19 protein-coding genes and 3 pseudogenes are annotated in these 24,102 nt (G+C 61.1%); 14 read left to right on the top strand and 8 right to left on the bottom strand.

What is annotated here, in order from left to right; translation table 11 throughout:
• Positions 1 to 92: 92 nt before the first annotated feature.
• The 8 genes and pseudogenes from VM99_25965 to VM99_25930 all read left to right on the top strand — a co-directional run bounded on the left by VM99_25965 (position 93) and on the right by VM99_25930 (position 11,548).
• Positions 93 to 4,004: an ATP-dependent helicase HrpA gene (locus VM99_25965; GenBank protein ID AKK01334.1), complete on the top strand. Its 3,912-nt coding sequence runs from the start codon at positions 93 to 95 to the stop codon at positions 4,002 to 4,004.
• Positions 4,005 to 4,333: 329 nt separating this feature from the next.
• Positions 4,334 to 5,455 (top strand): 3-oxoacyl-ACP synthase, encoded by a 1,122-nt coding sequence (locus VM99_25960; GenBank protein ID AKK01333.1) that lies wholly within the window; start codon positions 4,334 to 4,336, stop codon positions 5,453 to 5,455.
• Positions 5,456 to 5,624: 169 nt separating this feature from the next.
• Positions 5,625 to 6,236, top strand: coding sequence for an RNA polymerase subunit sigma-24 (locus VM99_25955; protein AKK01332.1), 612 nt, complete (start codon positions 5,625 to 5,627; stop codon positions 6,234 to 6,236).
• Positions 6,230 to 6,466: a transmembrane anti-sigma factor gene (locus VM99_25950; GenBank protein AKK01331.1), complete on the top strand. Its 237-nt coding sequence runs from the start codon at positions 6,230 to 6,232 to the stop codon at positions 6,464 to 6,466. The genes VM99_25955 and VM99_25950 overlap by 7 nt, the downstream gene beginning before the upstream one ends.
• A 287-nt stretch (positions 6,467 to 6,753) precedes the next feature.
• Complete coding sequence (locus tag VM99_25945; protein ID AKK01330.1) at positions 6,754 to 8,064, top strand: porin; 1,311 nt, start codon at positions 6,754 to 6,756, stop codon at positions 8,062 to 8,064.
• A 294-nt stretch (positions 8,065 to 8,358) separates the two neighbouring features.
• Positions 8,359 to 8,832: pseudogene (locus tag VM99_25940) on the top strand (hypothetical protein).
• 527 nt (positions 8,833 to 9,359) lie between these two features.
• On the top strand, positions 9,360 to 10,349 hold the full coding sequence (locus VM99_25935; protein AKK01329.1) for a hypothetical protein: 990 nt from the start codon (positions 9,360 to 9,362) through the stop codon (positions 10,347 to 10,349).
• Between the two features lie 74 nt (positions 10,350 to 10,423).
• Entirely contained in the window at positions 10,424 to 11,548 is a 1,125-nt protein-coding gene (locus VM99_25930; protein AKK01328.1) for an acyltransferase superfamily protein, read from the top strand.
• Between the two features lie 158 nt (positions 11,549 to 11,706).
• Here VM99_25930 and VM99_25925 read toward each other — a convergent pair whose 3' ends face one another.
• The 4 genes from VM99_25925 to VM99_25910 all read right to left on the bottom strand — a co-directional run bounded on the left by VM99_25925 (position 11,707) and on the right by VM99_25910 (position 15,918).
• The gene (locus tag VM99_25925) at positions 11,707 to 13,539 is read right to left on the bottom strand and encodes a multidrug ABC transporter ATP-binding protein (protein AKK01327.1); all 1,833 of its coding nucleotides are present in this window, start codon (positions 13,537 to 13,539) and stop codon (positions 11,707 to 11,709) included.
• Positions 13,540 to 13,619: 80 nt separating this feature from the next.
• Positions 13,620 to 14,174 carry a peptidylprolyl isomerase gene (locus VM99_25920; protein ID AKK01326.1) on the bottom strand — a complete coding sequence of 185 codons (555 nt, stop codon included), beginning with the start codon at positions 14,172 to 14,174 and terminating at the stop codon, positions 13,620 to 13,622.
• Positions 14,175 to 14,178: 4 nt separating this feature from the next.
• Complete coding sequence (locus VM99_25915) at positions 14,179 to 14,982, bottom strand: 3-oxoadipate enol-lactonase (GenBank protein AKK01325.1); 804 nt, start codon at positions 14,980 to 14,982, stop codon at positions 14,179 to 14,181.
• Between the two features lie 12 nt (positions 14,983 to 14,994).
• Positions 14,995 to 15,918, bottom strand: coding sequence for a LysR family transcriptional regulator (locus VM99_25910; GenBank protein ID AKK01324.1), 924 nt, complete (start codon positions 15,916 to 15,918; stop codon positions 14,995 to 14,997).
• Positions 15,919 to 15,968: 50 nt separating this feature from the next.
• Between VM99_25910 and VM99_25905 the strand changes: the two genes are divergently transcribed.
• Together VM99_25905 and VM99_25900 are read left to right on the top strand one after the other, a co-directional pair.
• On the top strand, positions 15,969 to 16,283 hold the full coding sequence (locus tag VM99_25905) for a 3-phosphoglycerate kinase (GenBank protein AKK01323.1): 315 nt from the start codon (positions 15,969 to 15,971) through the stop codon (positions 16,281 to 16,283).
• Between the two features lie 151 nt (positions 16,284 to 16,434).
• Positions 16,435 to 17,034 (top strand): FMN-dependent NADH-azoreductase, encoded by a 600-nt coding sequence (locus VM99_25900; protein AKK01322.1) that lies wholly within the window; start codon positions 16,435 to 16,437, stop codon positions 17,032 to 17,034.
• 383 nt (positions 17,035 to 17,417) lie between these two features.
• Here the strand turns inward: VM99_25900 and VM99_25895 are convergent, their stop codons facing one another.
• Complete coding sequence (locus VM99_25895; GenBank protein ID AKK01321.1) at positions 17,418 to 17,651, bottom strand: hypothetical protein; 234 nt, start codon at positions 17,649 to 17,651, stop codon at positions 17,418 to 17,420.
• Positions 17,652 to 17,737: 86 nt separating this feature from the next.
• On the opposite strand from VM99_25895, the pseudogene VM99_25890 reads away from it, so the two are divergent.
• Positions 17,738 to 18,070, top strand: a pseudogene (locus tag VM99_25890) (membrane protein).
• On the opposite strand, the gene VM99_25885 reads toward VM99_25890, so the two are convergent.
• Positions 18,027 to 18,851 (bottom strand): NADPH:quinone oxidoreductase, encoded by an 825-nt coding sequence (locus tag VM99_25885; GenBank protein ID AKK01320.1) that lies wholly within the window; start codon positions 18,849 to 18,851, stop codon positions 18,027 to 18,029. The pseudogene VM99_25890 and the gene VM99_25885 overlap by 44 nt on opposite strands.
• Positions 18,852 to 18,860: 9 nt before the next feature.
• Here VM99_25885 and VM99_25880 point away from each other — a divergent pair.
• Positions 18,861 to 19,366, top strand: a pseudogene (locus VM99_25880) (transposase).
• Between the two features lie 264 nt (positions 19,367 to 19,630).
• On the top strand, positions 19,631 to 20,497 hold the full coding sequence (locus VM99_25875; GenBank protein ID AKK01319.1) for a membrane protein: 867 nt from the start codon (positions 19,631 to 19,633) through the stop codon (positions 20,495 to 20,497).
• A 116-nt stretch (positions 20,498 to 20,613) separates the two neighbouring features.
• Here the strand turns inward: VM99_25875 and VM99_25870 are convergent, their stop codons facing one another.
• Complete coding sequence (locus tag VM99_25870) at positions 20,614 to 21,912, bottom strand: mechanosensitive ion channel protein MscS (GenBank protein ID AKK01318.1); 1,299 nt, start codon at positions 21,910 to 21,912, stop codon at positions 20,614 to 20,616.
• A 193-nt stretch (positions 21,913 to 22,105) separates the two neighbouring features.
• Here VM99_25870 and VM99_25865 point away from each other — a divergent pair, with 193 nt between their 5' ends.
• Positions 22,106 to 23,452: an RNA helicase gene (locus VM99_25865; GenBank protein ID AKK01870.1), complete on the top strand. Its 1,347-nt coding sequence runs from the start codon at positions 22,106 to 22,108 to the stop codon at positions 23,450 to 23,452.
• Between the two features lie 245 nt (positions 23,453 to 23,697).
• Here the strand turns inward: VM99_25865 and VM99_25860 are convergent, their stop codons facing one another.
• Complete coding sequence (locus VM99_25860) at positions 23,698 to 23,970, bottom strand: hypothetical protein (GenBank protein ID AKK01317.1); 273 nt, start codon at positions 23,968 to 23,970, stop codon at positions 23,698 to 23,700.
• Between the last annotated feature and the right edge of the window lie 132 nt (positions 23,971 to 24,102).

Genomic DNA, 24,102 nt, shown 5'->3' with positions numbered 1-24,102 from the left:
CGGTAAGTTTTGAGTTTCCGGTCAACGCGGCTTGCAACTTGCAGCTTGCAGCTTGAAACTTGCCGCTGCTCTTTTTTCCCCTTGCGTACCTGATGACTGACCAAGCCCCCGCTATCGACAAGTTGCTGAAGAACCTCGACCACGCCATGCTCGCCGACCGTCACCGGTTGCGGCGCCAGTTGCTCGAGCTGCGCAAGAAACCCGACGAGGCCAAGCTGGCCCAGTGGGTGGCGCGCATGCAGGCATCGTGTGACCAGGTGCTGGCGCGCAAGGCCAGCCTGCCGGTGATTCGCTACGACGACAATCTGCCGATCGCGGCCAAGCGCGATGAAATCAAGGACGCGTTGCTCAAGCATCAGGTTCTGATCATCGCGGGCGAAACCGGCTCGGGCAAAACCACCCAGTTGCCAAAGATCTGCCTGGAAATCGGTCGCGGCCAGCATGGCCTGATCGGCCACACCCAGCCGCGCCGTATCGCCGCTCGCAGCGTTGCCAGCCGGGTCGCCGAGGAACTGGCGACGCCGTTGGGCGCGCTGGTGGGCTACCAGGTGCGGTTCGAGGACCAGAGCGACGCCAACACCCTGATCAAGCTGATGACCGACGGCATCCTGCTGGCCGAGACCCAGAACGATCGCTACCTCGAACGCTACGACACGATCATCGTCGACGAGGCCCACGAACGCAGCCTGAACATCGATTTCCTGCTGGGCTATCTCAAGACCCTGCTGCCGCGCCGCCCGGACCTGAAAGTCATCATCACCTCGGCGACCATCGATCTTGAGCGCTTCTCCAAGCACTTCGACGATGCGCCGATCGTGGAGGTCTCGGGGCGCACCTTCCCGGTGGAAACCTGGTATCGGCCGCTGACCCTGGAGCAGGACGAAGAAGGCAACCGGGTCGAAGACGACCTGACCGTCGACCAGGCGATCCTCGCCACCCTCGATGAAATCGCCGCCCATGAACGCAGCGAGCGCCGTAGCCCCGGTGACGTGCTGGTGTTCCTGCCAGGCGAGCGGGAGATTCGTGACGCGGCGGAAATGCTGCGCAAGGCCCAGCTCAAGCACACCGAGATCCTGCCGTTGTATGCGCGCTTGTCCCCGGCCGAACAACAGCGAATTTTCCAGTCCCATCCGGGGCGGCGCGTGGTGCTGGCGACCAACGTCGCCGAAACCTCGTTGACCGTGCCGGGCATCCGCTACGTCATCGACAGCGGCACCGCGCGCATCAGCCGTTACAGCTACCGGGCCAAGGTCCAGCGCCTACCCATCGAAGCCATTTCCCAGGCCAGCGCCAACCAGCGCAAAGGGCGCTGCGGGCGGGTCGAGCCGGGGATCTGTGTGCGGTTGTACAGCGAGGAGGATTTCCTCGGCCGGCCGGAATTTACCGACCCCGAGATCCTGCGCACCAACCTGGCCGCGGTGATCCTGCAGATGCTGCACCTGCGCCTCGGTGAAATCACCGACTTCCCGTTCATCGAGCCGCCGGATGGCAAGGCCATCAGCGACGGTTTCAACCTGCTGCAAGAGTTGTCGGCGGTGGACCGCAATGGTCAGCTTACGGCGTTGGGCCGCCAGTTGGCCCGCCTGCCGGTAGACCCGCGCATGGGTCGCATGCTGCTGGAAGCGGCGAAGCTGGGCAGCCTGCAGGAGGTACTGATCGTGGCCAGCGCGATGTCGGTCCAGGACCCGCGCGAGCGTCCGCCCGAGCGCCAGCAGGCCGCCGACCAGGCCCACGCCCAGTGGAAGGACACGGACTCGGACTTCGCCGGGCTGGTCAACCTGTGGCGCGGTTTCGAAGAGCAGCGCCAGGCCCTGACCGCCAGCCCGTTACGCAACTGGTGCCGGAAGAACTTCCTCAACTACCTGCGCCTGCGCGAGTGGCGCGACGCCCATCGGCAATTGAGCCTGATCTGCCGCGACCTGCAGTTGAGCCTCAACAAGGAACCGGCGGATTACCCGAAGCTGCACAAGGCGGTGCTCTCGGGGCTGCTCAGCCAGATTGGCCAGAAGACCGAGGACGGCGACTACCTGGGGGCCCGTCAACGGCGGTTCTGGGTCCACCCGTCATCCGGCCTGGGCAAGAAACGCCCGCAGTGGCTGATGACCGCCGAGCTGGTGGAAACCACCAAGCTGTATGCGCGCATGGTCGCCAAGATCGAGCCGGACTGGATCGAGCCGCTGGCCGGACACCTGATCAAGAAGAACCATTTCGAACCCCATTGGGAGAAGAAGCGCGGGCAGGTGGTGGCGTACGAGCAGATCACCCTGTTCGGGCTGATCGTGGTCGGTCGTCGGCCGGTGCACTACGGGCCGGTGGACCCGGTGGTCTCTCGCGAACTGTTCATCCGCGAAGCGCTGGTGCGCGGTGAGATCCAGTCCCGGGCCAAGTGCCTGGGGGCCAATACCAGGCTGCTGGAGCAACTCGACGAGCTGGAGGCCAAGGCCCGTCGTCGCGACATCCTGGCGGATGAAGAAACGCTGTTCGGTTTCTACGACGCTCGCTTGCCAGCGGAGATCCACCAGACCGCGACTTTCGACAGCTGGTATCGCATCAACAGCCAGAAAGACCCGCAACTGCTGATCATGCGCGAAGAAGACGTACTGGCTCGCGAGGCCAGTGAGGTCACCGCCGCGTACTACCCGGACACCTTGCGCGTCGGCGACCTGACCTTGCCGTTGAGCTACCACTTCGAGCCCAACCACCCCCGCGATGGCGTGACCTTGCGCGTACCGGCGCCGCTGTTGCCGATGTTGCCACCGGAGCGCTTGGAGTGGCTGGTGCCGGGGATGATCGAGGCCAAGTGCATCGCCCTGGTGCGCAACCTGCCCAAGGCCTTGCGCAAGAATTTCGTGCCAGTGCCGGACTTCGTCAAGGCCGCGCTGCAACGCATCACCTTCGCCGAGGGTTCGTTGCCCCAGGCCCTAGGGCGTGAACTGCTGCGCATGACCGGGGCGCGGGTTAGCGACGAAGCCTGGGTCGAAGCGGCGCAGCAAGTCGAAAGTCATCTGCGCATGAACCTGGAAATCGTCGACGGCCAGGGCAAGTTCCTCGGCGAAGGCCGCGACCTGGCCGAACTGACGGCGCGCTTTGCCGAGGCCAGCCAGGCCGCATTGGCGGTGCCGCAAACGGCGAAAAGCCAGGCGCCGGTGGAGGCGAAAGTCTTTGCGCCGGTGGCCGAGAAAACCCAACAGAAGATCGCCGGGCTGTCGATGACGGTCTACCCGGCGCTGGTGGAAGAGGGCGGCGTGGTCAAGGAAGGGCGCTTCCCGACACCGGCCGAAGCCGAGTTCCAGCACCGCCGCGCCTTGCAGCGCCTGTTGATGCAACAACTGGCCGAGTCCGCCAAGTTCCTGCGCGGCAAGCTGCCGGGGCTGACCGAGTTGGGCCTGCTGTATCGCGAGCTGGGGCGCATCGACAGCCTGGTCGAAGATATCCTGCTGGCGAGCCTCGACAGTTGCGTGCTGGACGGCGAGGCGAGCCTGCCCCGCGACGGCGCCGCGCTCGCCTCCCTGGCCGAGCGCAAGCGCGGCGGGTGGACCGAGCACGCCGAGCGTCTGGCGAAGCTGACCCTGGACATCCTCAAGCTCTGGCACGGCCTGCAAAAGCGCTTCAAGGGCAAGATCGACCTGGCCCAGGCCGTGGCTCTGAACGACATCAAGCAGCAGCTCGGCCACCTGGTGTACCCGGGCTTCGTGCGCGAAACTCCGCATCAATGGCTCAAGGAACTGCCGCGCTACCTCAAGGCCATCGAGCAGCGCTTCGAGAAGCTCGGCGGCCAGGTGCAGAAGGACCGAGTCTGGAGCGGCGAGCTGTCGAACCTCTGGGCCCAATACCAGGCCCGTGCCGACAAACATGCCCAGGAAGGCAAGCGCGACCCGCAACTGGAGTTGTACCGCTGGTGGCTGGAGGAATACCGGGTGTCGCTGTTCGCCCAGCAGTTGGGCACCAAGGTACCGATTTCCGACAAGCGCCTGGGCAAGCAATGGGGGCAGGTGGAACCGTGATCGCAAAGCCCCTCTAACCCCTGTGGGAGCGAGCTTGCTCGCGATAGCGGTGTATCAGTCAACATCAATGCAGGCCGAACCATCGCTATCGCGAGCAAGCTCGCTCCCACAGGGTATGGGGTTGTGATGAATGGAGAATGGGCCAAACCCCAGGGTTTATGGCAAACTTCGCGCCTATAAATGCCGGTCCCGTGGTTTTTGAGCTTCAATCCCTCGGGCGGATCGGAATAAAGCGCTGCCAGGGCTGCTTCCCCGGATGGGAAAAGTCCCTTTGTGTATTGGTACGTCGGTGCCAATGCTTTCTGCCTGAACAGATCAGAGACACGCCCATGCATAACGTCGTCATCAGCGGCACCGGCCTGTACACCCCGGCCAACAGCATCTCCAACGAAGAACTGGTGCACTCCTTCAATACCTATGTCGCCCAGTTCAACGCCGACAACGCCGAGGCCATCGAGCGCGGTGAAGTGGAGGCGCTGACCGAATCCAATGCCGCGTTCATCGAAAAGGCTTCTGGTATCAAGAGCCGCTTTGTCATGGACAAGGACGGCATCCTCGACCCGCAGCGCATGACCCCGCGTCTGCCCGAGCGCTCCAACGACGAGTGGTCGGTGCTCTGCGAAATGGCGGTCGGTGCCGCCAGGCAAGCCCTGGAGCGCGCCGGCCGCACCGCTGCCGACATCGACGGCGTGATCGTCGCCTGTTCCAACCTGCAGCGGCCGTACCCGGCCATCGCCATCGAGGTTCAGGAAGCGCTGGGCATCGAGGGCTTCGGCTTCGACATGAACGTGGCCTGCTCCTCGGCAACGTTCGGCATCCAGGCCGCCGCCAACAGCGTGCAACTGGGCCAGGCCCGGGCGATCCTGATGGTCAACCCGGAAGTGTGCACCGGGCACCTGAACTTCCGTGACCGCGACAGCCACTTCATCTTCGGCGACGCGGCCACCGCCGTGATCATCGAACGCGCCGACCAGGCCACCTCGGCGCACCAGTTCGACGTGGTCAGCACCAAGTTGCTGACCAAGTTCTCCAACAACATCCGCAACAACTTCGGCTTCCTCAACCGCGCCGCTGAAGAGGGTGTCGGCAGCCGGGACAAACTGTTCGTCCAGGAAGGCCGCAAGGTGTTCCGCGACGTCTGCCCGATGGTGGCCGAACTGATCGGCGCCCACCTGGATGAGAACCAACTGGACGTCGGCCAGGTGAAGCGTTTCTGGCTGCACCAGGCCAACCTGAGCATGAACCAGTTGATCGTGCGCAAGCTGCTGGGACGCGAAGCCACCGAAGAAGAAGCCCCGGTCATCCTCGACCGCTACGCCAACACCAGTTCGGCAGGTTCGGTCATTGCTTTCCACCTGTACCAGGATGACCTGCCGGCGGGCACCGTGGCCGTTCTCAGCTCGTTTGGCGCCGGCTATTCGATTGGCAGTGTGATTCTGCGCAAGCGTTGATCCTGTCCGGGCTTCCTCTGTGGCAAGTGGAGCTTCTGTGGCGAGGGAGCTTGCTCCCGCTCGGTTGCGCAGCGACCGCAAGATCTGGGGGCTGCTTCGCAGCCCAGCGGGAGCAAGCTCCCTCGCCACAAAAAGCAGCGTCCGGCTTCCTGCAGAATGGGGCGTTTGAATGACGGTCACCGATGACACCCAACTGCTCCAGCGCCTGCTGGCCGGTGAGCAGCGTGCCTACAAGGAACTGGTCAGTACCTACCAGGGCCCGATGCGCGCGGTCGCCTATGCCATCGTCGGCAACCGCCACGCCGACGAAGTGGTGCAGGACGCCTGGTTGTCGGTGGTGCGCAATCTCAGCGGTTTCCAGGGGCGTTCCAGCCTCAAGACCTGGCTGTTGACCATCACCGCCAATGCCGCCAAGGGCCGCTACAAGCAGAACCGGCGGGAAGTGCTGCTCGACGATCTGCCGGCGCCCCACGGCACCCTGGGCGACGAACGCTTCGCCGCCGACGGGCATTGGTTGCTGGCACCGTTCGCCTGGCACCAGGACACACCCGAAGCCCTGCTCACGGAAAGCGAGCTGCGCGATTGCCTGGAGCACACCTTGCTCAGCCTGTCGGAGCTGCAGGGCAGTGTGCTGACCCTGCGTGAGCGTCAGGGCCTGGAGCTGGAAGAAATCTGTAATCTTCTCGACATCTCGCTCTCCAACGTCCGTGTGCTGTTGCATCGCGCCCGGCTGAAGGTCTTCGCGACCGTGGAACATTTCGAGGAAACCGGCGAATGCTGACCTGTAAGGAACAAGTGGCGCGCTCCAGCGATTACCTCGATGGGCAACTGAGCTTTCGCGAGCGCCTGATGGTGCGCCATCACCTGATGTTCTGCCCCAACTGTCGGCGTTTCATCCGCCAGATGCGCCTGATGCAGGCGACCCTGAGAAAACTCCCTGAACCGCCGGTGCCCGATCTCGACCACCTCGCCGAAAAACTTGCGGCCGAACGTCGTCGATCCAGCCACTAAAATCCGCCAACCGCGCAATTTGTGGGAGCGGGCTTGCTCGTGAATACGGTGGCACATTCGATATCCATGTCGACTGGCACACCGCTTTCGCGAGCGAGCCCGCTCCCACAGGGGGCTGCGTCGCCTCTGGTTATTCCCTTTCGAAGTAAAAAGTTCCGCTGTCATAAAATCTTTATGTGATAGCAACTCGCCTGACACAACCTGCCGCCAAGATCCCCTCCCAACACCAGCGGGCCCAGTTCCGCGTGTTTTCTAACGCATAGACTACCAACTAGGGGAATTCTTCGATGATCCGTAAGCACTTCGCAGGTTTTGCCGCCAGCGCACTGGCAATGGCAGTAACCGCCCAGGCTTTCGCCGGCACCGTCACCACCGATGGCGCCGATATCGTGGTCAAGACCAAGGGCGGCCTTGAAGTCGCTACCACTGACAAAGAGTTCAGCTTCAAGCTCGGCGGTCGTTTGCAGGCTGACTACAGCCAGTTCGACGGGATCTACACCGACAACGGCAAATCGGCCGATGCCGCTTACATCCGTCGCGCGTTCCTGGAACTGTCCGGCGTGCTGTACACGGACTGGGCCTACACCATCAACTACGACATGTCCCACAACAGCGGCGACTCGGACAACGGCTACTTCGACGAAGCGTCCCTGGCCTATAACGGTTTCAAACCAGTGTCGATCAAGGTCGGTCGTTTCGACCCCGACTTCGGCCTGGAAAAAGCCACCAGCTCCAAGTGGGTCACCGCGCCTGAGCGTAACGCTGCTTACGACCTGATCGACTGGGCCAACAGCCACCAGAACGGCCTGGGCCTGCAAGCGTCCAGCACCTTCGCCGATTCGTTCTATGCATCGGCCGGTGTGTTCAGCAAGGACACCGACGACACCGACGGCGACAGCGTCAAGCAAGTCAACGGCCGCTTCGTGTTCGCCCCGATGCACGAGGCTGGCAACGTGTTGCACTTCGGTGTGAACGTGGCCTCGCGCGATGTCTCCGACACCGTGTTCGATGCACGTTATCGCTCTCGCCTGGGCATGCGTGGCGTAGAAACCCTCGGCGGCAACGATGCCGGCCCTAACGGTAACCGTCCGGTACTGGGCGGTGCCAACAACTCGCCGGCCGGTTCCTACGACCGCGACACCGCGTTCGGCCTGGAAGCCGCCTTCGCCATGGGGCCTGCGTCGATCCAGGGTGAGTACATCACCCGCAAGACCAAGGCTGATGCCGACGGCTTCGAAGACCTCAAGGGCCATGGCTTCTACGTTCAGGGCGCCTACACCCTCACCGGTGAATCGCGCGGCTATAAAGTGGGCAAGTTCGACGCCATCAAGCCTCAGAACAAATCCATCGGCGCCTGGGAAGTGTTCTATCGCTACGACAGCATGACCGTCGAAGACGACAACATCACCACCGCCAGCGCCACCCGCGACGTCGGCGATGCCGAAGCCAAGGTGCACAACCTCGGCGTTAACTGGTACGCCAACGAAGCGGTGAAAATCTCCGCCGCCTACATCAAGGCCAAGACCGACAAAGTCACCAACGTCAACGGCGACGACGACGGCGATGGTTTCGTGGTCCGTGCCCAGTACGTGTTCTAAGTCGCGCACTTGATACAGAGCTCTTCCTTCATCCGTTAAAGCTCCTTTTTCAACCCCGCCTCTGGCGGGGTTTTTTTTATCCATTTTTCCGCAGGCACTGTACGGGCATGCACCTGTAAACCCTGACAGTTTCGCGGTTTCCGGAAAACGTGCTTACTTCGTTCAGGCGCAATGGCAGATGCGGAGAACGACATGGCGGGTTCAGATAAAGTAGAGCAGCCAGGGTCCAATGGCTCTCTCGGCGACTCCGGGGTTTCACGCAACGAAACGACTGACGGCTTTTACTATGACGCGCTGGACAACTTGATTGGTCGAACGACCTCCGCCGGTAGAGAGCAACGTTTCTACCGAAGCGATGAACTGGCGAATGAAACCAACGGGAACATCAACAGCACTTTCATCCGCGCCGAGGGTGTCGTACTTGCCGAGCACCGGACCGGCAGTGGTTCAGGGGCCATGCTGTTGGCGGGCGATGACAAGAACAGCGTGTTGAGTGAGATCAGCCAGGGTGCTGTCAAAAGCATCGCTTATTCGGCGTACGGCCATCGTACGCAGAGCGCCTCGGTGAACTGTCATCTGGGCTACAACGGCGAACGACGTGATACACAAACCGGTTGGTATCTGCTGGGTAATGGTTATCGAGTGTTCAACCCACGTCTAATGAGGTTTCACAGCCCGGACAATTTAAGCCCGTTTGGAAAGGGGGGCTTGAATGCGTATATGTATTGCGTGGGGGATCCGGTTAATAGAGTGGATCCTACTGGGCATATTTCTAAGGGATTTTTCTTGCGAATTTTCCGGAAAACCACTGCGTCTTCCATCGCAAAAGAAATTCCTGACGCTTTAAAGAGGGGCCCTGAAGGAAAGCCGGCATCCCTATTTTCTATTACAGAGAAGCATGTTAGTGATCTTAATAAAAGGCAGCTGGTGGCCTATGACAATGCTCGAAAAGTCCATCTTGATCTCGAAAAGCTTTACAAGAGTGAAAGCGGAAGATATGCGGATATCACAAAAAATATGTGGGCCCTCGAAAAATTTGTCGATAAAGCAAATGCCGCCAGGATGGATTACGCATTTTCTGAAGCGAATATAGGTAAGCATCGTATTACTCGACATAGCGCCGACGCTTTTAATGATGATGCGATTTTGTATAACTCGCGAATGTCAATGGATTTGAAGGAAGTAGATGCCGAGTTGGCTTATTTTAAAAGTGAAGTTAATAGATGGAGGGTTCGTCATTTAAGATCATTAAAAGTTCGTTGGTAAAATTTTCAAGAGTCGACGAGGAAAGAAAAGTGACTGTGTTCCACTATGATGCGCTGGACACGTTGGTCGGACATAGCACCGCCGATGGCCAAGAGCAACGGTTTTACCGAAACAATGAGCTGGTGGCGGAGACCAACGGAACTGACAGCACGACTTTTGTTCGAGCAGAAGGTGTTGTACTCGCCGAGCACCCGGTCGGCGGTGATTCCGGTGTCCGGTTGCTGGTGGGCGATGACAAGAACAGCGTGTTGGGGGAGATCAGTCAGCAGGGCATCACGCATCATGCCTACTTTCCTTACGGCTATCTCACTGATGCCGCATTAGCGAACAGTCTGCTGGGTTACAACGGCGAGCGACGTGAAGGGCAAACCGGGTGGTACTTGCTAGGCAAGGGTTATCGAGTCTTCAATCCGTTAATGATGAGGTTTCACAGCCCGGACAACCTGAGCCCGTTTGGAGAGGGTGGGTTGAATGCGTACATGTACTGTGCGGGGGATCCGATCAATCATGTGGATCCGACTGGACATAACTTGGTAGGCACGTTGCTCAGGGCCGTCAGGAAAACGACTGCCTCGGCGGATTATCTCGAGGATGTTTCAGGTATACCGCGTGACCTTCTGAGAACTAATCCTGCCAAATCGGAAGCGGCTTCGATTAAAACCATCAGGCCCAAAGATGTGGACTATCTAAAGAAAAGGAAAGATTTTTATTCGGATGTGGCAGCAGCGCGTCAAGCAGACCTCATCACGGCCAAGGTCGAGCGGAGCGCTCATATTGCGGCTCTGGAGAGTCAAGTGGAAAGTAGTCTTGAGGTGTTTGTCTCAGTCAATAAGGCCTATCGACATGCTAAGAATAATATAGGCCGCCTAGGCAGAACCCGGCACAGTACAAGAGACTTTAAGATAATTGCAGCGGCATACGATCAGAAAATCTCACCGAGAAGTGATCTGGAAAAATACTTCAAAGGCTTGAATCTCGGAGAGGAGGAGATGAAAAACATCCGCCAGCTCCGTATGTGAAATATCGAATACCCCTCCTTCCTTTTCCCCGGATCGGCGATACTGATCCTATCGCTTGGACCCTGGTACCCCCAATGCCGCTTCACGTACTGGACACTCTCTCCACCATCGCGTCCCAGGAATGGGACGCGATGGTGCCCGACCATCAACCGTTCCTGCGCCATGCCTTCCTGAGTTCCCTGGAAGACAGTGCCAGCCTCGGCCCGCAATCCGGTTGGCAGCCCGAGCATTTGCTGCACGTCGAAGACGGTCGTCTGCTGGCCGCCTTGCCCAGTTACCGCAAGTGGCATTCCTACGGTGAGTACGTGTTCGACCACGGCTGGGCCGATGCGTGTGCCCGGGCCGGTATCGACTATTACCCCAAGCTGCTGACGGCGGTGCCGTTCAGCCCGGTCAGCGGTCCGCGTCTGCTGGCGGCGCGGGGGGAGGATGGGCTGGCGTTGTTGGGCAGCGTGCCGGGGTATCTGGAGGTCGAGGGGCTGTCCAGCGCCCACATCAACTTTACCGATGACTTCACCGATACCGCGCTGGCCGAGCAGGAGGGTTGGTTGCAGCGGATTGGCTGCCAGTACCATTGGCAGAATCGCGGTTACCGGGACTTCCAGGACTTTCTCGATGCGCTCAGTTCCCGCAAGCGCAAGCAGATGCGCAAGGAGCGCGAGCAGGTGGCGGGGCAGGGCATCGAGTTCGAATGGCTCGATGGCCATCAACTGGACGAGGCGCTGTGGGATTTCGTCTACGCCTGTTACGCCAACACCTACGCGGTGCGTCGGCAGGCGCCGTACCTGACGCGGGCGTTCTTCAGCCTGCTGGCCGAGCGCATGCCCGAGGCCATTCGCGTGGTGCTGGCCAAGCAAGGCTCACGGCCGGTGGCGATGGCCTTCAGCCTGGTGGGCGGTGACAGCTTCTATGGGCGTTACTGGGGTTGCCTGGCGGAATACGATCGCTTGCACTTCGAGACCTGTTTTTACCAGGGGATGGATTATGCGATTGCCCACGGCTTGCAACGCTTCGATGCCGGTGCCCAGGGCGAGCACAAATTGATACGTGGGTTCGAGCCGGTGATCACCCGGTCGTGGCATTACTTGCGCCATCCGGGGTTGAAGGCCGCGGTGGCGGACTTCCTGGCGCGCGAGCAGGAAGGGGTTTTGGCCTACGCCGAGGAGGCCAGGACTGCACTGCCGTATCGACAGTGCTGATATCTGCTGACTGACACCGAACCCCGTGGCGGGGAGCTTGCTCCCGCTGGGCTGTGCAGCAGCCCCAATCAACTGACCTTCAACTCATGCGTTGAGGCTCAAATCTCAGAGGGGGCGCTGCGCACCCCAGCGGGAGCAAGCTCCCTCGCCACGGTATTTCAGTCGATCCCCACAAACCCACCCGTCTGGTGCTGCCACAGCCGCGCATACAACCCGCCGTGCGCCAGCAGTTCGGCGTGGCTGCCGGTTTCGGCGATGCGGCCATGCTCCAGGACCACCAACCGGTCCATCCGGGCGATGGTGGAGAGGCGGTGGGCGATGGCGATCACCGTCTTGCCTTGCATCAGGGTCTCGAGGCTTTCCTGGATCGCCGCTTCGACTTCCGAGTCCAGGGCTGACGTTGCTTCGTCCATGATCAGGATCGGCGCGTCCTTGAGCAGCACCCGCGCGATAGCGATGCGCTGGCGCTGGCCGCCGGAGAGTTTCACGCCGCGCTCACCCACGTGGGCATCGAAGCCGGTGCGCCCCTCGGCGTCCGACAGCAGCGGGATGAACTCATCGGCGCGGGCCTTGTGCACGGCCTCCCAGAGCTGTGCGTCGGTGGCGTCGGGCTTGCCGTAGAGCAGGTTCTCGCGAATCGAACGGTGCAGCAGCGAGGTGTCCTGGGTGATCATGCCGATGCGCGAGCGCAGGCTCTCCTGGCTCACTTCGGCAATGTCCTGGCCGTCGATGAGAATGCGCCCGCCCTGCACGTCATAGAGACGCAGCAGCAGGTTGACCAAGGTGGACTTACCGGCGCCGGACGGACCGATCAGGCCGATCTTCTCACCGGGCTTGATGGTCAGGTTGAGGTCGCCGATCACCCCGCTTTTCTTGCCATAGTGGAAGTCCACATGTTCGAAGCGCACCTCGCCCCGGGCCACTGCCAGGGGCTTGGCCTGGTCGCGGTCGGTGACGCTGACCGGCTGGGCGATGGTCTGCAGGCCATCCTGGACCATGCCGATGTTTTCAAAGATGCCGTTGACCACCCACATGATCCAGCCGGACATGTTGACGATGCGAATCACCAGCCCGGTCGCCAGGGCAATCGCGCCGACGCTGATCAGCGATTGGGTCCACAACCACAGCGCCAGGCCCGTGGTACCGACGATCAGCAGGCCGTTCATGCTGGTAATGACCACGTCCATGCTGGTCACCACGCGGCCGGCCAGCTGGGCTTTTTCGGTCTGTTCCTGGATCGCCTCGCGGGCGTATTGCTGTTCGAAGTTGGTGTGGGCGAACAGCTTCAGGGTGGTGATGTTGGTGTAACCGTCGACGATCCGGCCCATGAGCTTGGAGCGAGCATCGGACGACACCACCGAGCGCTCCTTGACCCGCGGCACGAAGTAGCACAGGGCGCCGATGTAGGCGGCGATCCAGAGCAGCAGCGGGATCATCAGGCGCCAGTCGGCCTCGGCGAACAGCACCAGCGAGCTGATGGCGTAGATCAGCACGTGCCACAGCGCATCCACGGCCTGCACCGCCGAGTCGCGCAGGGAGTTGCCGGTCTGCATGATGCGCTGGGCGATGCGCCCGGCAAAATCGTTCTGGAAGAAATTCAGGCTCTGCTTGAGCACATAGCTGTGGTTCTGCCAGCGGATCAGGCTGGTCATGCCGGGGCTCAGGGTCTGGTGCACCAGCAGGTCATGCAGGGCCACGAAAATGGGGCGAAAGACCAGCGCCACCACGGCCATCCAGGCCAGCTCCAGGCCGTGGATCTTGAAGAAGTCCACATTGGGCGTGCCCTGGGCCAGGTCGATGATGCGGCTCAGGTAGCTGAACAGCGCCACTTCGATCAGTGCGCCGACCAGGCCCACCACCAGCAGCACGGCGAAGCTCGGCCAGACCTGTTTCAGGTAATAGGTGTAGAAGGGTAGGACGCGGTTCGGCGGTGCCGAAGTGGGGGCGTCGCGGAAGATGTCGATCAGTTGTTCGAAACGGCGATAAACCATCGGTCAATGCCCTGGCAGGGGCTCTCCTTTTGCTGTGAGCGGCGCGCGATTGGCCTCGCCGCTCAGGCTTGCCGTGTGCCTCAGTCGATGCGCTTGGCCGACTTGATGATCACAGGGTCGATTGGCACGTTCTGCATGCCTTGCTTGGTGGTGGTCTGGGAGTTGACGATGATGTCCACCACGTCCATGCCCTTGACCACTTTGGCGAACACCGCGTAACCGGCGTCACGGCCCGGGTCGAGGAACGCATTGTCGGCCACGTTGATGAAGAACTGGCTGGTGGCCGAGTTCGGATCGGAAGTGCGGGCCATCGACAAGGTGCCGCGAACGTTATGCAGGCCATTGCTGGCTTCGTTCTTGATCGGTGCCTTTGTGTCCTTCTGTTGCATCTGTTGGGTGAAACCGCCGCCCTGGGCCATGAAGCCGGGGATCACGCGGTGGAAAATCGTGTTGTTGTAGAAACCGCTGTCCACGTACTCGAGAAAGTTCTTGGTACTGATAGGGGCCTTGACCGGGTCCAGTTCGATTTCGATCTGGCCATTGGTGGTCTCCAGCAGCACGTGAGGCGCAGGCGCGGCCATCAGGTTGGCGGCGAACAATACGGTACCGGCGGCGAGGGCGATTTTTTTCAGCATGGGGTCAGTGATCCTGAGTGGTGGAGTCGGTTGCGCTCAAGAAGTGCAACAGGGTTTGGTTGAAGCGTTCGGGTTGATCCAGCGGGGTAGCGTGCCGTGAATCGGCGATGACCGCCAGTTGCGCATTCGGCAGCCGCTTCACATAGGCTTCTTTGAGCGCCACAGGGGTGTAGTCATGGTCGGCGCAGATGACGAGCGTTGGACAGGTGACCTGCGACAGTCGTTCCTGGACGCCCCAACCCACGATCGCGTCGAAGCTGGCGAGATAAGCACGTTTGTCGTTCTTTGCCCAGCGTCGGGCCATTTCCAGGCGTAACTCGATCTGCCCGGGCTTGGGAAACAACTTGGCGCCCAGGGCCTTGCCGATGGTTTCCAGGCTGAGGAGGCGCATCAGGCTCCAGCGCTTGAACCATTGCCAGCAGTCGTCGGGCGTGCGGACCTTGACTTCGGGGGCGCTGTTGACGATGCACAGGCTCCTGACCCGCGCAGGTTCGTCCACGGCCAGCTGAAAGGCGATCATCCCGCCCATGGACCAGCCCACCAGGTGCACCGGGCCGAGGTCGAGGTGTTCGATCAGGGCGATCAGGTCGGCACTGAAACCCTCGATGCTGTAGCGTTCGCGAGGCTTGTCGGAGCGGCCGTGGCCGCGCACGTCCATGACGATCAATCGATAGTGAGCGGACAGCGCCGGGATCTGCTGTTCCCAGTCCCGAGTGCTGGAACCCAGGCCGTGGACCAGCAGCAAGGGCGCACCGTGGCCGTATTCCTCGTAGTGCAGGTGACAACCTTCATGTTCGAAGTAGGCCATCGATGACTCCTGTCAGGCTTGTTCAGGGGCGGCGAACGGGGCATCCAGCGGCGCGGTGTCGAAGGTGCGCAGCAGTTCGACGAGGATCTGCGTTGCCGGGCCCAGGGGTTTTTCCTTGTTTGAATACAGGTAGAAACTCGGGTTACGGCTGCCACCCTGATCCAAGGGTAGTCGTTTGAGCGTGCCTTCCTTGAGTTCTCGCTCGATCATGTGGCGGGGCAGCCAGGCGAAGCCCAGGCCGCTGCTGACGAACGTGGCGGCGGTGGCGAGGCTGCCGACGGTCCAGCGCTGCTCGGCGCCGAGCCAGCCCACGTCCCGGGGTTGCTGGCGCCCGGAGTCGCGGATCACCACTTGCAGCTGGCTTTCCAGGTCCTGGAAGCTCAGTTCGCGATTGAGCCGGTGCAGGGCATGTTCAGGGTGCGCCACTGCGACGAACTCTACATCGCTCAACTCCGCGCCGAGGTAGCCAGGAATATTGAAACTGCTGATCGCCAGATCGGCCACGCCTTCGAGCAACACTTCCTCCACCCCCGACAGCACCTCTTCGCGCAGCCGGACCCGGCAGCCACGGCTTTGCGGCATGAACGCCGTCAACGCGCGCACCAGGCGGGCCGAGGGGTAGGCCGCGTCGACCACCAGGCGCACTTCCGCTTCCCAGCCTTGCTCCATGTGGTGGGCCAGGTCTTCCAACTGGCTGGCCTGTTTCACCAGTTGCCGGGAGCGCCGCAGCAACACACCGCCGGCCTCGGTCAACACGGCCTTGCGCCCGTCGATCCGCAGCAGCGGCACGCCGAGCTGATCCTGCATGCGGGCCACGGTGTAGCTGACCGATGACTGGGAGCGATGCAACACTTCGGCGGCCTGGGCGAAACCGCCGTGGTCCACCACGGCCTGCAACGTTCGCCATTGATCAAGGGTCACGCGGGGCGCTTTCATATTGAGCTCCTCTTGTCCTAAGCTGGCGGTCCCTGGGTGGAGACTGCCGAATGAAAAAAATCTGTTGTGCGGTGCTGGCCTTGCTGCCGCTGACCGCGTTTGCGTACCCGATCGATGTGGAAAAACACCTCAACGGCCTGAGCATCGACTACAACGCCTACGACACCGATGCCGACATCGGCTCCATCCAGGTCAACAACTACGGCAACACGGACGCGGCGTGCACGGTGGTCTTTCGCAACGGCCCCGAAGCGCCACGCACCCGCAAGCTCGAAGTCGCCGCCGGCAAGTTCAAGAACGCCACGGCCAAGTTCAACCGCAACATCATCAAGCTGCGCATCGTGCTGACCTGCCAACCGAAATAACGGCATAGCGGGGCAAGCGCCGAGTGCTTGCTCCGCTTATAAACGAATTTATCGATGCTTTACAGCAGTTATTTGCGCTTTTTCATCGATATGCTCATGTTTAATCTTCACTCCATCGACTGACAACATTTTCAGATGGAGCCTACAACCCATGTCACGCGTCCTGATCATCGAAAGCAGCGCCCGCCAGCAAGACTCGGTTTCCCGTCAACTGACCCAGACGTTCATCAACCAGTGGAAAGCCGCGCACCCGGCCGATGAGATCAAGGTCCGTGACCTGGCCGTCAACCCGGTGCCGCACCTTGACGCCAACCTGCTGGGTGGCTGGATGAAGCCTGCCGAGCAACGCAACGACAGCGAAAATGCCTCGCTGGAACGTTCCGATCAGTTGACGGAGGAACTGTTGGCCGCCGATGTGCTGGTGATGGCGGCGCCGATGTACAACTTCGCGATTCCAAGCACCTTGAAGGCCTGGCTCGACCACGTACTGCGTGCCGGCGTGACCTTCAAATACACCCCCACCGGCCCGCAAGGCCTGCTGACCGGCAAACGCGCCTTCGTGCTGACCGCCCGTGGCGGTATCCATGCCGGCGGCAGCACTGACCATCAGGAACCGTACCTGCGCCAGGTCATGGGCTTCATCGGGATCCACGACGTGACCTTCATCCATGCCGAGGGCATGAACCTGGGCGGCGACTTCCAGGAGAAGGGCCTGAACCAGGCCAATGCCAAGCTCTCCCAGGTCGCCTGATCCGTTAATCCTCGGGTAATCGCCAGGTGGTCTAGTGACCTGGCGCTTCCCTTCAAACCGTTTTGCGCATCGAACCTCCCTTTGCACTTATTGCTCCTGAGTGCATCAGCCCGATTGAACGCCCTGGCGAGATCGGGCTTTTTTTTGGTTCTTCACGGAATCCCGGGAACCACAGAAACAAGAACGCCGATTTGATTGATGATGTTCGTGCGAGCAAACACATCTAACAAACCGGCGTTCTTATGCGCGATATTAATACTTTCCTTCCTTTTTGGGAGGGCTTTTCTGTCGTCACGATCAAGCCTGATGGCGACGATCTACAAATCGATCTGATTCCCCATCCCACCCGATTCCCATCCTGCGGCGGGTGCCAGAAACCCTGTTCAACCACTCATGAGTATTGCGAGCGTACCGTTCGTGACCTGCCGATTCTCGGTCGTGCGGTACGCCTGAGCGTGTTGCTCAGGCGGGTGGGCTGTCGTGACTGCGGTAAACGCATGGAGGCCGTCAGTTGGCTGGACCGCTATGCCCGCATGACGCGCCGTTTGGCCGAGGCGGTCATTCAGGCCTGCGAACGCCTCCCCACACTGCACGTGGCTCAACTGTTCGGGCTGCATTGGGACACCGTTCGGTTGCTGGAGCGTCGAGCCTTGCAAGCGGCGTTGAGCGTTTTGCCAAAGGCGCAACCGCGACGCCTGGTGATGGACGAGTTATGGTGGTGTTGCCGGCGTTCCTGCTGTTCGCCAAGGCTGACTTCCTGCCGCAAGCGCCGCTGCAATGGGGCGTGCTGGTGTTCCTCGGAGTGGTCAGTACCGCGCTGGGCATGTACTGGTGGAACAAGGGCGCCTGCCTGGTCAATGGCGGCACCCTGGCGGTGATGAACAACCTGCATGTGCCGGTGGGGTTGCTGCTGAACCTGCTGATCTGGAACCAGCACGAACCGCTGGGTCGTTTGGCCCTGGGCGGTCTGGTGATTCTGGGGGCGGTGTGGATCAGCCGGCTGGGTGTGCGTCGGGCGGTGCCGTCTCCATCGTGATCACCACTTTGCCTTTGGCACGGCCTTGTTCGACGTAGTCCAGGGCCGCGGCTGTGGATTCGAAAGGGAAGGTTCGGTCGATGACCGGCCGGATAATCCCCGACTCGACCAGCGTGGTGATTTCATCCAGTTGCGCGCCACTGGCCCGCATGAAGACAAAGTCATAGCTCACGCCTTGCTTGCGCGCTTTCCTGCGGATACTGCTGCTCAACACACCCATGACCAGGCCCAATAACCAGGGCAGGTTCTGGCCGCGGGCGAAGGCGGGCGTCGGTGGGCCGGAGATGGAGATGAGCTGACCGCCGGGCTTGAGAATCTTCAGTGACTTGGCCAGCGCATCTGGGCCCAGGCTGTTCAGCACCACATCGTAATCCCGCAGCACGGTCTCGAAGGCTTGCTGTTTGTAGTCGACCACCACATCTGCGCCCAACGCTTTGACCCACTCCACATTGGCGGTGCTGGTGGTGGTCGCGACAAAAGCGCCCAAATGCTTGGCCAACTGGATGGCGATACTGCCCACCCCGCCTGAGCCCGCATGAATGAACACTTTCTGGCCTTTCTTCAGCTTCGCGGTTTCCACCAGCACCTGCCACGCCGTGAGCGCGACCAGGGGCAGGGCCGCGGCTTGCTCCATGGTGATGTTGTCGGGTTTGCGCGCCAGTGCGTCTTCGTGCACGGCAATCCGCTCGGCGAAGGTGCCGATACGTTGCTGGGGCGGGCGAGCGTAGACTTCGTCCCCCGGCTTGAAGCGTCGTACCGCCGCGCCGACGCTGAGCACCACGCCGGCCAGGTCATTGCCCAGTGTCAACGGCAACGCATAGGGCAGGATCAGTTTGAATTCGCCCTTGGCGATCTTTGCACGACAAGCCTGCCCGCAAGGTCATCAAGCAGGCGCGATGGCTGTTGCTGCGCAATCCGCAGAACTTGAAAACACCGGAGCAACAGGTCCGCCTGGAGGATCTGCTGGCGGCCAACCAAGCGTTGATGACGGTCTATTTGATGAAGGCTGAACTCAAAACACTCTGGACGCCGAGTACTGCCTGGGGTTGGCGAGCGGCCTGGAAGCAATGGCTGCGTCATGCGCATGAAAGCGAAATACCGGCTCTGATCCAGTTCGCCAAACGGCTAAAGGGTTACTGGCGGGGCATCGTGAGCCGGGTTCGCTGGCCGATGCACACCGGTCAGTTGGAAGGAATAAACAATCGAATAAAGGTCATCAAGCGGATGGCGTACGGTTACCGGGATAGCGAATTCTTTTTCATGAAGATCAAGAGCGTCTTTCCCGGCAATCCGTGATGAACCTTTTTTTTGCCTGCGATTTCACTCACACAAAAAGGCCCCTTGTGGGAGCAGGCTTGCCCGCGAAGGCGGCTCATGAGTGACAAATTTGTTGGCTGACACGCCGCTTTCGCGGGCAAGCCCGCTCCCACACGGAAGTGCGGTGCTTACGGATCTTGTGTGCGCTGGGCTGGATCTGTGAATGCACCGCCGCCATCGCCAGCAAACTCGCCCCCACCGCGTAAAACCGCTATCTTCGCCGCCATTCGAAACGAGGGGCTTATGGGCTATCTACTTTTTGTGACGCTGATCCAGGCGTTTTCCTTCAGCCTGATCGGCGAGTACCTGGCCGGGCACGTCGACAGCTATTTCGCGGTGCTGGTGCGGGTCGTGCTGGCGGGGCTGGTGTTCATTCCATTGACGCGCTGGCGCCAGGTCGAGCCGTCGTTCATGCGCGGCATGTTGCTGATCGGTGCCTTGCAGTTCGGTGTGACCTACGTCTGCCTGTACCTGAGCTTCCGGGTGTTGACGGTGCCAGAAGTGTTGCTCTTTACCATCCTGACCCCGCTGCACGTCACCCTGATCGAAGACGCACTGAACCGCCGCTTCAACCCCTGGGCGTTGATCGCGGCACTGGTGGCCGTGGCCGGTGCGGCGGTGATTCGCTATGACCGGATCAATCCGGATTTCTTCATGGGCTTTTTGCTCCTGCAACTGGCCAACTTCACTTACGCGGCCGGGCAGGTGCTGTACAAGCACCTGGTGGCCCGCCACCCCAGCGACCTGCCGCACTACCGGCGTTTCGGCTATTTCTACCTCGGTGCGCTGGCGGTGGCGTTGCCGGCGTTCCTGCTGTTCGGCAAGGCCGACTTCTGGCCCGAGGCACCGCTGCAATGGGGCGTGCTGCTGTTTCTCGGCCTGGTGTCCACCGCGCTGGGGCTGTACTGGTGGAACAAGGGCGCGTGCCTGGTCAACGGCGGCACGCTGGCGGTGATGAACAACCTGCATGTGCCGGTAGGGTTGCTGCTGAACCTGCTGATCTGGAACCAGCACGAGGCACTGGGCCGCTTGCTGCTGGGCGGGTCAGTGATATTGGCGGCGGTGTGGATCAGCCGGTTGGGGGTACGCCAACCGCTACCTGCACACTGAAAACCCTTGTGGGAGCGGGCTTGCTCGCGAAGACAGAGTATCAGTCGACATTTTAATTGACTGACCCACCGCTTTCGCGAGCAAGCCCGCTCCCACAGGGTGATTGGTTGTGAGGGTCAGACCACCTGCTTCTGCGGCTCCGGCAGGTGGCTTGCCCCCAGCGCCGCTGGCAGCAAACCCGAACGCAGGTCCGTGCCGCTGGGCTGTTGGTACAGGTTCAGGCCGAACTCCGGCATCACCGCCAGCAGGTAATCGAAGATATCCCCCTGGATCCGCTCATAGTCGGCCCACACCGTGGTGCGGGTGAAACAGTAGATTTCCAGGGGGATGCCCTGGGCCGTGGTCTGCAACTGGCGGACCATGCAAGTCATGTTCGGCTGGATCTCGGCGTGGCTTTTCAGGTAGGCGAGGGCATAGGCGCGGAAGGTCCCCAGGTTGGTCATGCGTCGACGGTTCGCCGACATTGCCGCGACGTTGCCCTGGGCTTCGTTCCAGGCCTTGAGCTCAGCTTGCTTGCGGCTGATGTAATCCGTCAGCAGCCGCACCTGGGTCAGGCGCTGTTCTTCCTCGTCATGCAGAAAACGCACGCCGCTGGCGTCGATGAACAGGCTGCGCTTGATGCGTCGGCCGCCGGATTGCTGCATGCCACGCCAGTTCTTGAACGACTCGGACATCAGGCGCCAGGTCGGGATCGAGACGATGGTCTTGTCGAAGTTCTGCACCTTGACCGTGTGCAAAGTGATGTCCACCACGTCGCCGTCCGCCCCGACCTGGGGCATCTCGATCCAGTCGCCGACCCGCAACATGTCGTTGCTGGTCAACTGCACGCTGGCGACGAACGACAGCAAGGTGTCCTTGTAGACCAGCAGGATCACCGCCGACATCGCACCCAGGCCGGACAGCAGCAACAGCGGCGAGCGGTCGATCAGCGTGGCGACGATGATGATCGCGGCAAACACATACAGCACCATCTTGGTCAGTTGCACGTAGCCTTTGATCGAGCGGGTGCGCGCGTGCTCGGTGCGGGCGTAGACATCCAGCAGGGCACTGAGCAGCGCACTGAGGGCCAGCACCATGAACAGGATGGTGAAGGCCGTGGCGACATTGCCTAGGAACACCAGGCTGGCCTTGCTCAGTTCCGGCACCAGGTGCAGGCCGAACTGGATGATCAGCGACGGCGTTGTCTGCGCCAGGCGATGGAAGACCTTGTTCTGGCGCAGGTCATTGATCCAGTGCAGGGCCGGTTGGCGCCCCAGCAGCTTGGCGGCGTGCAGAATCAGGTAGCGCGCCACGCGACCGAGCACCAGCGCAATCACCAGCAGCAACATCAGGCCGAGGCCGGAGTGCAGGAGCGGGTGCTGGTCTAGGGCACCCCAGAGGTCTTGAAGGTGGACCCAGAGTTGTTTGATATCCATGGACGAAACGGTTCTTCTCTATAAGACGCGATGGCGCGATTAGAGCATTTAAGCCGGCCCAGGTGACCGTTAGGGCGCGCGGAGGCCGGAAAAAATCGCATATTGTCGGCGTTTGCATAAAGAAACTCGGCCTTCGCGCTCGAAACCGTTACCCTATGCAGCTGTTTTTTTGCATTTCTTCGAGGTAGCACCCGTGTTTTCCGAATTCGCCCTGCACGAACGCCTGCTCAAAGCCGTGGCCGAGCTTAAATTTGTCGAGCCAACGCCCGTGCAGGCAGCGGCCATTCCGCTCGCGCTCCAAGGGCGTGACCTGCGGGTGACGGCGCAAACCGGCAGTGGCAAGACCGCCGCGTTCGTGCTGCCGATTCTCAACCGCCTGATCGGTCCGGCCAAGGTCCGCGTCAGCATCAAGACCCTGATCCTGCTGCCGACCCGTGAACTGGCCCAGCAGACCTTGAAGGAAGTGGAGCGTTTCTCGCAGTTCACCTTCATCAAGTCCGGCCTGATCACCGGCGGTGAAGACTTCAAGGTCCAGGCCGCCATGCTGCGCAAGGTGCCGGACATCCTGATCGGCACCCCAGGGCGGATGATCGAACAGTTGAACGCCGGCAACCTGGACCTCAAGGAGGTCGAAGTGCTGGTATTGGACGAAGCCGACCGCATGCTGGACATGGGCTTTGCCGAAGACGTGCAGCGCCTGGTGGACGAGTGCGCCAATCGCCAGCAGACCATGCTGTTCTCCGCCACCACCGGTGGTTCGGGCCTGCGCGAGATGGTCGCCAAGGTGCTGAACAACCCTGAGCACTTGCAGCTCAACGCGGTCAGCCAACTGAACTCCACGACCCGCCAGCAGATCATCACGGCGGACCACAACCAGCACAAAGAGCAGATCGTGAACTGGTTGCTGGCCAACGAAACCTACGAAAAGGCCATTGTGTTCACCAACACCCGCGCCATGGCCGACCGCATCTACGGTCGCCTGGTGGCGCAGGAATACAAGGCTTTCGTCCTGCACGGCGAGAAAGACCAGAAGGACCGCAAGCTGGCCATCGACCGCCTCAAGCAGGGCGGCGTGAAAATCCTCGTCGCCACCGACGTTGCCGCCCGCGGCCTGGACGTGGACGGCCTGGACATGGTCATCAACTTCGACATGCCTCGCAGCGGCGATGAATACGTGCACCGCATCGGCCGTACCGGCCGCGCCGGCAATGACGGCCTGGCGATCTCGCTGATCTGCCACGGCGACTGGAACCTGATGTCGAGCATCGAACGCTACCTCAAGCAGAGCTTCGAGCGCCGCACCATCAAGGAAGTCAAGGGCACCTACAGCGGGCCGAAAAAGGTCAAGGCGTCGGGCAAGGCCGTTGGCGTGAAGAAGAAAAAGGTCGACGGCAAGGGCGACAAGAAGAAAGCCGCCGCCAAGTCCCCGACCAAGCGCAAGACCGCCAACCGCCCGAAAGCCGACGCGCCTTCGCTGGTCAGCAAGGACGGCATGGCCCCGCTCAAGCGCCGCAAGCCAGAGGCACCGGCGGCGGAGTGAGGGGGCTGTAGCGTTGCAAAAAAAAACCGGACCTTGAGTCCGGTTTTTTTTATGCAAGGCACAGGAGCCGTGGCGAGGGAGCTTGCTCCCGCTGGGCTGCGCAGCAGCCCCATCAGGCTGCCTGTTCACCTGACTCAAGGGGTTGATCCCACGTTTGGGATGTTTCGCACGGGAGCATTCGCCTGCCGGCTCAGCGGGAGCAAGCTCCCTCGCCACAAAGACCTGTGGCACTCCGGTTGGGGCAATCAACCCGCCTTCTGCTGCGCCTCTTTCAACTCTTGCAAACGCTTGTCGATCAACTGGCACTTGTCCGGCAAATCCTTGCTGGCGGTCTTCAGATCCATGGCCTGCAGTTCATCGTTGATTTCCTTGGCCTTGGCCGGATTCTGCTGAGTGAGCCTGGTCACTTCCTGGGCCAGTTGCTCGCGTTTGGCGGTGGCTTCCTCGGGCGTGCAGGCCCAGGCGGGCAGGGCGCAGGCGAGGGTTGTGGCCAGGGTGAGTTTCAGGAAGGTTTTCATGGGGCGGGCCTCGTATTCCTTGTTGGGCGGGTAAGGGGTTGAGGCTGGTTTGGGCCTGAAAGTTCACCTTGAAAGAGCTCAATCTGACGTCGCCAGGTTTCCGACCAACGCTCCATAAAACTTTCATTTTTT

The sequence above is a fragment of the Pseudomonas chlororaphis genome (genome assembly GCA_001023535.1).
Classification (GTDB): domain Bacteria; phylum Pseudomonadota; class Gammaproteobacteria; order Pseudomonadales; family Pseudomonadaceae; genus Aquipseudomonas; species Aquipseudomonas chlororaphis_E.
The sequence above is the reverse complement of the archived record's forward strand: the minus strand, read 5'-3'. Positions and strand labels throughout refer to the sequence as shown.